Origin of the sequence: Paraburkholderia caffeinilytica, assembly GCF_003368325.1 — a bacterium.
Lineage (GTDB): Bacteria > Pseudomonadota > Gammaproteobacteria > Burkholderiales > Burkholderiaceae > Paraburkholderia > Paraburkholderia caffeinilytica.
In genome coordinates, this window is sequence record NZ_CP031467.1 from 854,092 (window position 1) to 867,146 (window position 13,055).

The window sequence follows — 13,055 nt, forward strand, 5'->3', positions numbered from 1 at the left end:
TCGATGAAGCATCAATTGAAGGACGCAGCGTTGTGGCGCGAAGCCGCTTTCATTGCCGGCGAATGGCTGCCTGAGACGCCGCACGGCCGGTACGCGGTGCGCAATCCGGCGGACCGCTCGACGCTTGTCGAACTGCCGCGTTGCCGCGAGGCCGAGGTGCGCCGCGCAATCGACGCGGCACAGGAAACCTTCGGCACCTGGCGCCGCGCCACGGCAAAGCATCGTGGGGAAGTTCTGCGCCGCTGGTATGAGCTGATGGTGGAACATCGCGAAGACCTCGCCCTGCTAATCACACTGGAGGAAGGTAAGCCTTTGACGGAAGCGCGCGGCGAGGTGGACTACGCCGCATCGTTCCTGCGCTGGTTCGCGGAAGAGGCGACGCGCGTGCGTGGCGACGTGATCCAGGGTGTGAAGGAAACGCAACGCATTGTCGCGCTGCGCGAACCGATTGGCGTATGCGCCGCCATCACGCCCTGGAACTTCCCGGCCGCGATGATCACGCGCAAGGCCGGCCCGGCGCTTGCCGCCGGCTGCACACTCGTGGTCAAGCCTGCGAGTCAGACGCCGATGACCGCACTTGCGCTTGCCGAACTGGCGCAACGCGCGGGCGTGCCGCCTGGTGCGTTCAGCGTGATCACCGGCAACGATACGCGTGCGATCGGCGCCGAACTGACCGCGAATCCTGTCGTGCGCAAGCTGACGTTCACGGGCTCGACGGAAGTCGGCCGCTTGCTGCTCACGCAGGCGGCGCAGACCGTGAAGAAGTGTTCGATGGAGCTGGGTGGCAACGCGCCGTTCATTATCTTCGACGACGCCGACCTCGATGCCGCCGCCGACGGCGTGGTCGCGGCGAAATTCCGCAACACGGGTCAGGCGTGCATCAGCGCGAACCGGGTGCTGGTGCAGTCGGGCATTTACGATGCACTGGCCGAGCGCGTCGTCGAACGCGTTGCGCGCCTGCGCACGGGTAACGGTCTCGAAGCCGGTGTCCAGCTTGGTCCGTTGATCGACGAGGCGGCTGTGCTGAAAGTCGAAGAGCACATCGCCAATGCGCTGAGCCAAGGCGCCCGTGTTCTGCACGGAGGCAAGCGGCACGCGCTCGGCGGCTTCTTCTTCCAGCCTACCGTGCTGGCGGACGTCACGCCCGCGATGCTGATTGCGCGCGAGGAAACGTTCGGCCCAGTCGCACCGCTGTTCCGCTTCGATACCGACGATGAAGCGATTGCGATGGCGAACGACACCGAGTACGGCCTCGCCGCCTACCTGTATAGCCGCGACGCGGCGCGCATCTGGCGCAACGCCGCACGCATCGAATCGGGCATGGTGGGCATCAATTGCGGCCTGATCTCGAACGAGGTTGCGCCGTTCGGCGGCGTGAAGCAAAGCGGTCTGGGCCGCGAGGGCTCGCATCTCGGCATCGATGAGTTCCTCGAGGTCAAGTATCTCTGCTGGGACGGACTCGACGTTTCGTGACCCGGACGCTGAGTCAAACTTCTGCAGGGGACCTGTGGTGATCGAGACGACGACCGCAGCCTGCGGTCGCCGAGCGCTGGGCGGTGGCGCATCGACGCGCACTCGACGCCGAACCCGTTGCCGCGGCTGCGCTGCGATTCCGTTCTGTTCCCGCGAGAGCTTTCCATCCTGTGTGGGGCAAACGTGAGGGCGAAATCGGCCCTAAACGAAAAAGGCCCTACAAGCATTGCTTGTAAGGCCTTGATTTCTTTGGTCGGGGCGAGAGGATTTGAACCTCCGACCACCTGCACCCCATGCAGGTACGCTACCAGGCTGCGCTACGCCCCGAACAGCTGAAAATTATAACAGACACTTCAATCGATTAGAACCGCCCTGCGCTAACAAAGCAAACTAGTGACCCAACAAGTCGATCACATGCAGCAATTCCTTGCGCAACTGCTCCACATCTACCGTAGCCGTTGTTGCTGCCGGCGCCGCCGCGCCCTCTCCTTCCTCGACCAGATCAGCCGGCCCGGTGTGCGCGCCACCGCCATGCGAATCGAGCCGGTTGCGTGCTCCGTTGATCGTGAAGCCCTGCTCATAGAGCAACTCGCGAATCCGCCGGATCAACAGCACCTCATGGTGCTGGTAGTACCGGCGATTGCCGCGCCGCTTGACCGGCCTCAACTGCGTGAACTCCTGTTCCCAATAGCGCAGCACATGCGGTTTCACGCCGCATAGTTCGCTGACCTCACCAATCGTGAAGTAGCGCTTCGCCGGAATCGGAGGCAAGACGACTTTTTCGATCGTCGCTGTCATCGTCAGTTAGCTGTCGTGGTGGGTTGCGCAGGCACGCGCCAGTCGATCAGCGCGCGAAGCTCGCTTCAGCGCCGTTCTCGACCAACGCCTTCAGCTTTTGACTCGCATGGAACGTCACAACGCGACGCGCGGCGATCGGAATCGCCTCGCCGGTCTTCGGGTTTCTGCCGGGACGCTGGGGTTTGTCGCGCAACTGAAAGTTGCCGAACCCCGACAGCTTCACGCTATCGCCACTCTCCAGCGCGTCGCGGATCACTTCGAAGAACGCTTCGACCATGTCTTTCGCTTCCCGCTTGTTGAGCCCGACATTGTCGAACAGCAACTCGGCAAGTTCAGCCTTGGTAAGCGTCGGCGTTTCGGTGGAAACGGCCGCGGGTGATGTCGGAATTTCGCGAATCATGGCGCTGCGTTGCGCCGTAAGAAGGGCTTCGAAATCACTCGAGTTCATTTCATTCATATCTATCAAATGGCGCGCCAAGCAGAAACGGAGGTTGCGAAAAAATGCCGTGCAAATGTTAAATGCGGGTTATCCACGCAACCGTGCGCCATATACTCGAGCCAGACGTTCCACCAGAGTTTGAATGGCCAGATCGACCGTTTCATCCTGAAGGGTCCCGCCAGTATCTTGCAAGGTCACACGGAACGCAAGGCTTTTCTCATGAGCGGCCAGACCACCGGAAGTGTTTGATTTTGGACGGAATTCGTCAAAAAGCACAACCTTCTGGACGGTCTTGCAGGCCGCTTCGGACTGGGCCTTCTGGAGCTCGTCCAGCAGCGCCTGCACCTCGATTTTCTGATCGACGACCACCGCAATATCGCGCCGCACCGGCGGGAATTTAGACACGTCCGCCGGGGCCGGCAATACGCGCTGCATTAATGCTTCCGCTTCGATTTCAAAGAGAATCGGTGCATGCGGCAAATCATATTTTTGCATCCAGCGCGGATGCAATTCGCCAATCCAGCCCACTGCGCGGCCATTCAGTTCAATACGCGCGCTGCGGCCCGGGTGCAATGCCGGATGCTCCGCTTTCACGAAGCGCGCGACTGCCGGCGCGAGCACGGCCTCCAGGTCGCCCTTCACGTCGAAGTAGTCGACCGTGCGCGTTGGCGCACCCCACTGCTCTTCGAGCACGGGACCGTAGGCGAGGCCGCCGATCATCTTCGGCTGCGCGAAACCTTCGACGGTCAATTCACCTGCCTTGATCGACGGATCGTGCAGGAACACGCGGCCAGCTTCGAACACGCGCACGCGATCAGCCGCGCGACGGTTCAGGTTCGTGCGCAGGACGTCGATCAGGCTGCCGAACAGCGTGGTGCGCATGACCGACAACTGGCTCGCAATCGGATTCAGCAGACGAACAGGCTGGTCGTTGCCGGCGAAGTCCGCCTCCCACTCGGCATCCACAAAGCTGAAGTTAACCGTCTCGGCGTAGTCCCTCGCGGCGAGCGCATGGCGGATCACGTGAATCGAGCGCTGCGTTTCGTTGGTCGGCCGCATTTCGCTGGTCGCGACCGGCGGACGTGCGGGGATCTTTTCGAAGCCGTAGATACGCGCGACTTCTTCGATCAGGTCTTCTTCGATTTCGATATCGAATCGGTACGACGGTGGCATCACCGAAAACGTATCGCCGTCGCGTTCGAACGTCAGGCCGAGGCGCGTGAAAATCTGCGCGATTTCTTCGGCGTCGATCTTGATGCCGATGATGCGGTTCGCACGCGAGACGCGCATCTTCACCGGCTCACGTTTCGGCACGTTGACGATCTGATCGTCGACCGGGCCGGCTTGGCCACCGCAGATATCGAGGATCAGTTGCGTGATGCGTTCGATGTGTTCGACGGTGGTCGCGTAATCGACGCCACGTTCGAAACGATGACCTGCATCGGTCGAGAAGTTGTACTTGCGCGAGCGGCCACGAATGCTATCCGGCCACCAGAACGCGGCCTCGAGATAGATGTTGGTGGTATCGAGCGTGACGGCCGTGCTGTCGCCGCCCATGATGCCGGCAAGGCTTTCGATGTGTTGCTCATCGGCGATCACGCCGACGGTTTCGTCGAGTTCGACGGTGTTGCCGTTCAGCAGCTTGAGCGTCTCGCCCTTGCGGCCCCAACGTACGTCCATGCCGCCGTGGATCTTGTCCAGATCGAACACGTGCGACGGACGGCCCAGTTCGAGCATCACATAGTTCGAGATGTCGACGAGCGCGGAGATGCTGCGCTGACCCGAGCGTTCGAGACGCTGCACCATCCATTGCGGCGACTTCGCGCGCGCATTCACTCCGCGGATCACGCGGCCCGAGAAGCGGCCGCACAGATCGGGCGCCGAGATCTTGACGGGCAATGTTTCGTTGAGCTTCACTTCGGCCGGCTTGATTTCAAGCGGACGCAGGGCGGCGCCGGTGATGGCCGAAGTTTCGCGTGCCACGCCGAACACCGACAGGCAGTCGGCCTTGTTCGGCGTCAGCTTGATTTCGAAAACCGTGTCGTCGAGATTGAGCGTTTCGCGGATGTCCTGGCCGATCGGCGTATCTTCCGGCAGGATCATCAGGCCGCTATGATCTTCCGAGAGCTTCAGTTCGCGCGCCGAGCACAGCATGCCCTGGCTTTCCACGCCGCGCAGCTTCGAGAGCTTGATCGCGAATGGCGCGCCGCCCTCTTCGGCCGACGGCAGTTGCGCGCCAACCAGCGCGACTGGCACCTTGATGCCCGGTGCGACATTCGGCGCACCGCACACGATGTTCAGCGTCGCGCCCGTGCCGGCGTCGACCTGACACACGTTGAGTTTATCGGCGTCCGGGTGCTTGACAACTTCCAGCACCTGGCCGACAACGATCTTCGAAGTCTGCGGCGCGGCCGGCCGCAGGTCTTCGACTTCGAGACCCGCCATCGTCAACGCGTGCGACAGTTCATCGGTCGTCAGTTGCGGATCGACAAAGGTTCTCAGCCAGGATTCCGGGAATTGCATGGTTCTGTGTACGTTCTGATCAGGTTAGGTCCATGTCCGGCAGATGCTTCGATACTCGTCATTCACGAACACTGCCGGGGACGCTGCTGCGGCACTGCATGCAGTGCCGCGCTCTATGCTTGTCGCGTTCGTACGCGTCCGTTCACGCGAATTGACGCAGGAAACGCAGGTCGTTTTCGAAGAACAGACGCAGGTCTTGCACGCCGTAACGCAACATTGTGAGCCGCTCGAGGCCGCTGCCGAAAGCAAAGCCGATGTAGCGCTCGGGGTCGAGGCCCATGTTGCGGATCACCGTGGGGTGAACCTGGCCGGAGCCCGAAATTTCGAGCCACTTGCCGGCGTTCTTGCCCGTCTCGAACAGCATGTCGATTTCAGCCGACGGTTCGGTAAACGGAAAGTACGACGGACGGAAGCGCACCTGAATATCGTCGCGCTCGAAGAATTTCTTGAGGAAGTCGGAGTAGACGCCCTTCAGGTCCGCGAAGCTGATGTTCTCGTCGATCCACAGGCCTTCGACCTGGTTGAACATCGGCGAATGCGTTGCATCGCTGTCCACACGATACGTGCGACCCGGCACGATCACCTTGATCGGCGGCGTGTTGGTGCGGGCGTAGCGCACCTGCATCGGGCTGGTGTGCGTGCGCAACAGCAGCTGGCGGCCGTCGGCATCTTTGCCGTCGACGTAGAAGGTGTCCTGCATCGAACGCGCCGGATGGTTTTCCGGGCTGTTCAGCGAGGTGAAGTTGTACCAGTCGGTTTCGATCTCGGGGCCGTCGGCCACGTCGAATCCGATCGTACGGAAAATCTGTTCGACGCGCTCCCATGTGCGCATCACCGGATGCAGGCTGCCGGCACCGGTGCCGCGGCCGGGCAACGTGACGTCGATGGCTTCAGCGGCGAGGCGCTGGTTCAGCAACGCGTCGGCCAGCGCCTGACGGCGTGCCGTGAGCGCGGCTTCCACCTGTTGCTTGACGAGGTTGATCCGTGCGCCTTCGGTCTTGCGCGTTTCGGGATCGAGCTTGCCAAGGCCCTTCAATAGCTCGGTCAGCGCACCCGATTTGCCGAGAAAGCGCGCTTTCTCGTTCTCGAGGGTGGTGACGTCGGAGGCTTCTGCGAAGGCTTTTTGCGCGTCGGCGACAATCTGGTCCAGATCCATTGATCCCATCATTTCAACGTCAGTGTTCTATCGAAACAAATCCGGTTCTACCAACAAAAACGGGGCTCGGTGAGGAGCCCCGTTTTTGCTGCAGCGTCACCGAGACTACCGGATGTTCGCTGCAACGAACCACGCAGTTTAATTGCCCAAAGCGCAATCAGGCTGCAACGGCGGCTTTCACCTGCTGAACGATCGCAGCAAAAGCAGCCTTGTCGAACACAGCCATGTCGGCCAGCACCTTGCGGTCGAGTTCGATCGAAGCCTTCTTCAGGCCGTTGATGAACACGCTGTACGTCATGTCGTGCTGACGCACCGCCGCGTTGATACGCGTGATCCACAATGCACGGAACACGCGCTTCTTGTTGCGGCGATCGCGGTAGGCGTATTGGCCTGCGCGCATGACCGCCTGCTTGGCGATGCGATAGACGTTATTGCGACGGCCGCGGTAACCCTTGGCCAGCTTGATGATCTTCTTGTGACGGGCCCGTGCGGTAACCCCACGTTTTACTCGAGGCATGTCTTGCTCCTATGAGTGTCGGTTAAGGGTTAAGCGAACGGCAGCATTGCGCGCACGGAGTTCAGATCGGAATCATGAACTGCCGTCGAACCGCGCAAATGGCGTTTGTTCTTGGTGGTCTTCTTGGTAAGAATGTGGCGCTTGAAGGCTTGACCGCGCTTGACGGTACCGCCCGGACGCACCACGAAGCGCTTCGCAGCACTCTTCTTGGTCTTCATCTTCGGCATGACAACTCCATTATTAGATGGATATGGGTGTGCGGTCGGCCAGATGACCATTACCCGCCCTTCGAAACCCATTCCACTTGGTATGCAGACCGCCGATACCGCCGGCAGCCGCTTTTCAGGAAGCGGCGCACATTTGCACATGCGCCGTTCCGAAACCTGCCGATCCCGCACCGGACACCCGGCACAGCATCGTTTCAATCTCTCACAACCGGAGCGCGCGCCACATGACGCGCCGCTGCTCCAGCCGCTTACTTCTTTTTCTTCGGCGCGAGCACCATGATCATCTGGCGCCCTTCCATTTTCGGCATCTGCTCGACCTGACCGACTTCGTCGAGGTCCGTGCGCAGGCGCTCGAGCATGCGCATACCGATTTCCTGGTGAGCCATTTCGCGGCCACGGAAACGCAACGTGATTTTCGTCTTGTCGCCGTCGTCGAGGAAGCGGATGAGGTTGCGCAGCTTGACGTTGTAATCGCCGTCATCGGTGCCCGGGCGGAATTTGACTTCCTTGACCTGGACGATCTTCTGCTTCAGCTTGGCCTCGTGTTGCTTCTTCGCTTCCGAGTACTTGAACTTGCCGTAATCCATCAAACGGCAAACCGGCGGAACCGCTTGCGGAGCGATTTCGACCAGATCCACATCTTGCTGTTCCGACATGCGGAACGCATCAGCGAGTTTCACGATGCCGAGCGGTTCGTTCTCGACGCCGACCAGACGCACCTCGGGTGCTGTAATTTCACCGTTGATGCGGTGCGCAGACTTATCAGTAGCGATGTTACGTTTCCTCTAAAAATTAAAAAAACGAGCCGGGCTGCCAAGTGGTTCAGTTGAACGACTGCACGTCCTGGCGCAGACGCTCAATGAAGGCGTCGAGGGGCATCACGCCCAGATCGACACCACCACGGGCACGCACGGCTACCGTTTGGGCTTCACGCTCTTTATCGCCGACCACGAGCAGGTACGGCACCTTTTCTAGCGTGTGCTCCCGTATTTTATAGCTAATCTTCTCGTTGCGCAAATCGGCCTCGACTCTAACCCCTTGTTTTTGCAACGATTGGGCTAGCGACTGTGCATATTCGGCCTGACTTTCCGCGATATTCATCACCACAACCTGCATGGGTGCGAGCCACGACGGCATGGCACCAGCATGGTGCTCGATCAGAATGCCGAGAAAACGCTCCATTGATCCGACGATTGCCCGGTGCAGCATGATCGGGCGCCGGCGGCTGTTGTCTTCGGCGACGTATTCGGCGCCAAGACGCTCCGGCAGCACCATATCGAGCTGCAGCGTGCCGCACTGCCACGAACGGCCAAGCGCGTCCTTGATGTGGTACTCGACCTTCGGGCCATAGAACGCGCCCTCGCCCGGCAACTCCTCCCACGTCACGCCGCACGCCGTCAGCGCCTCGCGCAAGCCCTGCTCCGCACGATCCCACGTCTCATCCGTACCGGCGCGGGCATCCGGGCGCAGCGACAGCTTGATCTCGACATTGTCGAAGCCGAAATCCTTGTACACGCTCATCGCCAGCGTGTTGAACGCGATCGATTCGCTGATGAACTGGTCTTCGGTACAGAAAATGTGGGCGTCGTCCTGCACGAAACCGCGCACGCGCATCAGGCCATGCAGCGCACCCGACGATTCATTGCGGTGGCACGAGCCGAATTCCGCGTAACGCAGCGGCAGATCGCGATACGAGCGCAGACCGTGGTTGAACACCTGCACATGACCCGGGCAGTTCATCGGCTTGATCGCGTAGTCGCGCTTTTCCGATTCCGTCGTGAACATGTTTTCACGATAGTTCTGCCAGTGACCCGACGCTTCCCACAGCGAGCGGTCCATGATCATCGGCGTCTTGATCTCGAGGTAGCCGGCGTCGTTCACGCGGCGGCGCATGTACTGCTCGACCTGCTGCCACAGCGTCCAGCCACGCGGATGCCAGAACACCATGCCCGGCGACTCGTCCTGCATGTGGAACAGATCGAGTTGCTTGCCGAGCTTGCGGTGATCGCGCTTCTCCGCTTCTTCGAGCATGTGCAGATACGCTTCCTGGTCTTCCTTCTTCGTCCAGGCCGTGCCGTAGATACGCTGCAGTTGCTCGTTCTTCGAGTCGCCGCGCCAGTAGGCGCCCGCGAGCTTCATCAGCTTGAAGACCTTCAGCTTGCCGGTGGACGGCACGTGCGGGCCACGGCACAGGTCGGTAAAGCCGCCGTGCGAGTACAGCTTGATTTCGTCGGTGGCCGGAATCGATTCGATGATCTCGGCCTTGTACTTTTCGCCGATGCTCTTGAAGTAGTCCACGGCTTCGTCGCGCGACACCACACGGCGCGAGACCGGCTCGTCTTTCTTCGCGAGATCCTGCATGCGCTTTTCGATCTTCTCGAGATCTTCCGGCGTGAAAGGACGGCTATACGCGAAATCGTAGTAGAAGCCGTTGTCGATAACCGGACCGATCGTGACCTGCGCTTCCGGGAACAGATCCTTCACCGCGTACGCGAGCAGGTGCGCCGTGGAGTGGCGAATGATGTCGAGGCCGTCGGCGTCTTTCTCGGTGACGATCGCAAGCGCCACGTCGCGATCGATCAGTGCTGACGTGTCGACCAGCTCACCGTCGATCTTGCCGCCGAGCGCGGCCTTAGCGAGGCCAGGGCCGATCGATGCGGCCACTTCGGCGACGGTCACCGGATGCTCGTACTGTCGAACAGAACCGTCAGGCAGACGTATCGAAACCATTGCGTTCTCCGTGGTGCCGACCGGCGGCGGCACATACAACCAGGTCAAAAAACCAAAAAAAATGCGGCCCCGCTTTCGAGGGGCCGCATTCACATTTCCTGCTAACTACAGTGGCGAAAGTGGTCCTCGACTAGCGTCGCTCCGAAGTAGTTTCGGTCAACGTTCGCGGTGCCATAACCGTATTTGCCTTTTGCGCAGAAGCGCTTACTGCAGTTTGCGAAACCCCGGCAAAGCCGGAATTTCTCTTTCGTTGGTAGGCTCGATTGGACTCGAACCAACGACCCCCACCATGTCAAGGTGGTGCTCTAACCAGCTGAGCTACGAGCCTGAAGAAACGAGATTATATGGAGCGCCACACCGCTTGGCAAGTACTTTTATGCACCGACTTTAAATTTCTACTCGCATGCTCGAGCGCATCGAAGCGATGCCCGCGACGCCCGCCGGCGCCGGCCAACTCGCCCGTGCGTCAATTCTTGCGTGAAGCGCGCATCACGCCCGTTACTTCGCCGAGCAGCGTGCAGGCGCGCTGAATCTGCGCGGCGTTCGACACCTCGACCGTGAATTGCATGAACGCGGCGTTACGACGCGACTGCGTCTTCACGCCGATCACATTCATCTTCTCGCGCGCGAAAACCTCGGAGATATCGCGCAGCAGACCTTGCCGATCCGTGGCCTCGATGCTGAGGTCGACCGGATAGACCGATTGTCCGCGGCCGCTCATGACATCCGCCGACCATGCCGTTTGCAACACGCGCTCAGGCGCGCGATCGGCCATGCGCAGGAAGGTCGGGCAATCGCTGCGGTGAATCGACATGCCCTTGCCGCGCGTGACGAAGCCGCTGATGTCGTCCGGCGGCGCGGGACGGCAACAGCGCGCGAGTTGCGTGAGCAAGGCATCGACGCCGACCACCAGCACACCCGTGGAGGCCCCACGCGCGACGCTCGCGCCGCTGCTGCGCTTCTCGAACTGTTCCGGCGCTTCGACGACGGGCTCGGGCGGCGGCGCATCGTGCAACGCCTGCTCGACAAGCCGCAGGCTGAATTCTTCCTTGCCGACCACCGAGAACAGATCGTCAGTGGTCTTGAAGCCGAGCTTGGCGGCGAGCTGATCGAGATTGACCGACGTCTTGCCCTCGCGCTGCAGGGTTTTTTCGACCATCGCGCGACCGCTCGCGATGTGCTCCTGCACCTCGACCGCGTTGAACCACGCACGCACTTTCTGCCGTGCCCGATGGCTCTGCAGATACCCGAGTTGCGGGTTGAGCCAGTCACGCGACGGACCGCCCTCTTTCACCGCGACAATCTCGACGGTCTGACCGTTCTGCAGTGGCGTGTTCAACGGCACCATCGCGCCATCGACGCGCGCGCCGCGGCAGCGATGCCCCAGTTCGCTATGCAGGTGATACGCGAAGTCAACCGGTGTCGCGCCGTGCGGCAGCGGAATCACGCGTGCTTGCGGCGTGAGCACATAGATGTGATCGTCGTCGAGCGTGGCCTGGCGCAGTTGCTCCCACGGCTGCGCGGCGCGCTTCTCGCCGTGCTCGCCTTCGGAGACTTCGTCTTTCCACGCGAGCAGTTGCCGCAACCACGCAATCTTCTCGTCGTATTTCTCGTTGGCGCTGAACTGGCCGCCGTAACCCCGCGTACCCGCTTCCTTGTAGCGCCAATGCGCGGCCACGCCGTACTCGGCGAACTGATGCATTTCCTGCGTGCGGATCTGCACCTCGAACGCGCGGCCGTCGTCGCCGATTACGACCGTATGCAACGATTTATAGCCGTTTGGCTTGGGTCGCGAGATGTAATCGTCGAACTCTTTCGGCACCGGCTGCCACAGGTTGTGCACGATGCCGAGCACGGTATAGCAATCCTTGATGTCCGGCACGATCACACGAAACGCGCGCACGTCGTACAGTTCGGCGAAATCGAGCTCCTTGCCGCGCATCTTGCGCCAGATGCTGTAGATGTGTTTCGGCCGCCCGCTGACTTCGGCCTGCACTTGCGCCGCGGCCAGTTCCCGCTGCAGGCGTTCGATTGCCTGCGCAACATAGCTCTCGCGCTCAACGCGCTTCTCGTCGAGCAGCTTGGCGATGCGCTTGTACGTGACCGGCTCTTCGAAGCGAAGCGCGAGATCCTCGAGCTCCCACTTCAGTTGCCAGATGCCGAGGCGGTTGGCGAGCGGCGCGTAAATATCGAGCGTTTCACGCGCGACGTCGGGCGACGGCGTGATTTTCGCCGCCGCGTAATAACGCAGCGATTGCAAGCGCGACGCGAGCCGTATCAGCACGACGCGAATGTCCTGTGCGAAAGCAAGCAGCATCTTGCGCAGCGCCTCGACCTGCGCGCGGCGCGCGGCCTGCGCATCGCGCCCGGCTTCGGGCATCGCATTCTGCGCAGCGCGCAAGCTCACCGTACCGAGGCGCAGCAGCTTGCGCACGTCGCCGACCAGTTGCGCGACTTCTTCGCCGAAGTTATCGGCGATCACGCGCTCCGGGTCTTGCAAATGCGGCGTCAGCGCAAACAAGGCCGCCGCCAGGACCGCCGGCGGATCGACGTTGAGCCTGCGCATGATCGACGCCGTACCCGCCGCATGTTCCGCCAGCAACTCGCCCGATGAGAGCCGCACTTCGCCCGCATGTTCGCGCACGAACGCCATCGCTTCGTCGAAGGAAGGGGTAGGTGTAGGCGTGCTCGTAACGATTTCGGTAGTCATGGTGCGACGGCCCAACGGGTCAGACGGATCAACGGAATTTCAACGACAACTGTGCGGCCGGGGCGTTAAGCGCGCTGCGCCGCGACCACGACGATTTCGACGAGGCACTTCGGGTTCGCGAGCCTGGCTTCGACGGTGGCGCGCGGCGGCGTGTCGCCTTGTGCGACCCACTCGTCCCACACCGCGTTCATGCCGGCGAAGTGCACCATATCCGAGATGTAGATCTGCACGGACAGCAACTGCGACTTGTCGCTATTCACTTCGCCCAGCAGACGGTCGATATGGCCCAGCACTTCGCGCGTCTGACCCGTGATGTCCTGATCATCGTCTTCGGCAATCTGGCCCGCGAGGTACACGGTGCCGTTGTGCACGGCGATTTCCGAGAGGCGCTTGCCGACGTGGTGACGAATGACTGCCATGAAAAGTCCTGAGGTTGGTTGAAAATCGATCGAAGATGCGTTCCGCATTGCGCCTGCTCGATC

The 13,055-nt window shown here is 61.2% G+C and carries 11 protein-coding genes and 2 tRNA genes; 1 reads left to right on the forward strand and 12 read right to left on the reverse strand.

Going from position 1 to position 13,055, the window contains the following annotated elements:
• Window positions 1–3: 3 nt before the first annotated feature.
• Entirely contained in the window at window positions 4–1,473 is a 1,470-nt protein-coding gene (locus DSC91_RS19760) for an NAD-dependent succinate-semialdehyde dehydrogenase (RefSeq protein ID WP_115780503.1), read from the forward strand.
• Between the two features lie 250 nt (window positions 1,474–1,723).
• Here DSC91_RS19760 and DSC91_RS19765 read toward each other — a convergent pair.
• The 12 genes from DSC91_RS19765 to DSC91_RS19825 form a co-directional block, all read right to left on the reverse strand.
• A tRNA-Pro gene (locus DSC91_RS19765) sits at window positions 1,724–1,800 on the reverse strand.
• Window positions 1,801–1,863: 63 nt separating this feature from the next.
• Window positions 1,864–2,271, reverse strand: coding sequence for a MerR family transcriptional regulator (locus DSC91_RS19770; RefSeq protein ID WP_115780504.1), 408 nt, complete (start codon window positions 2,269–2,271; stop codon window positions 1,864–1,866).
• 46 nt (window positions 2,272–2,317) lie between these two features.
• On the reverse strand, window positions 2,318–2,728 hold the full coding sequence (locus DSC91_RS19775) for an integration host factor subunit alpha (RefSeq protein WP_063496729.1): 411 nt from the start codon (window positions 2,726–2,728) through the stop codon (window positions 2,318–2,320).
• A 69-nt stretch (window positions 2,729–2,797) separates the two neighbouring features.
• Window positions 2,798–5,233, reverse strand: a complete 2,436-nt coding sequence (gene pheT, locus DSC91_RS19780) for a phenylalanine--tRNA ligase subunit beta (protein WP_115780505.1) — start codon at window positions 5,231–5,233, stop codon at window positions 2,798–2,800.
• Window positions 5,234–5,375: 142 nt separating this feature from the next.
• A complete protein-coding gene (gene pheS / locus DSC91_RS19785) occupies window positions 5,376–6,389 on the reverse strand; it encodes a phenylalanine--tRNA ligase subunit alpha (protein ID WP_028200200.1) in 1,014 nt (337 codons plus the stop codon).
• 157 nt (window positions 6,390–6,546) lie between these two features.
• A complete protein-coding gene (gene rplT / locus DSC91_RS19790; protein ID WP_006052502.1) occupies window positions 6,547–6,906 on the reverse strand; it encodes a 50S ribosomal protein L20 in 360 nt (119 codons plus the stop codon).
• A 29-nt stretch (window positions 6,907–6,935) separates the two neighbouring features.
• Entirely contained in the window at window positions 6,936–7,133 is a 198-nt protein-coding gene (rpmI, locus tag DSC91_RS19795; RefSeq protein ID WP_006052501.1) for a 50S ribosomal protein L35, read from the reverse strand.
• Window positions 7,134–7,381: 248 nt separating this feature from the next.
• A complete protein-coding gene (gene infC, locus DSC91_RS19800; protein WP_074263967.1) occupies window positions 7,382–7,906 on the reverse strand; it encodes a translation initiation factor IF-3 in 525 nt (174 codons plus the stop codon).
• A gap of 49 nt (window positions 7,907–7,955) precedes the next feature.
• Complete coding sequence (gene thrS, locus DSC91_RS19805; RefSeq protein ID WP_115780506.1) at window positions 7,956–9,863, reverse strand: threonine--tRNA ligase; 1,908 nt, start codon at window positions 9,861–9,863, stop codon at window positions 7,956–7,958.
• Between the two features lie 251 nt (window positions 9,864–10,114).
• Window positions 10,115–10,191: transfer RNA gene (locus tag DSC91_RS19815), tRNA-Val, on the reverse strand.
• Window positions 10,192–10,329: 138 nt separating this feature from the next.
• Complete coding sequence (locus DSC91_RS19820) at window positions 10,330–12,573, reverse strand: RelA/SpoT family protein (protein ID WP_115780507.1); 2,244 nt, start codon at window positions 12,571–12,573, stop codon at window positions 10,330–10,332.
• 65 nt (window positions 12,574–12,638) lie between these two features.
• Window positions 12,639–12,992 (reverse strand): RidA family protein, encoded by a 354-nt coding sequence (locus DSC91_RS19825; protein ID WP_115780508.1) that lies wholly within the window; start codon window positions 12,990–12,992, stop codon window positions 12,639–12,641.
• Window positions 12,993–13,055: the final 63 nt, after the last annotated feature.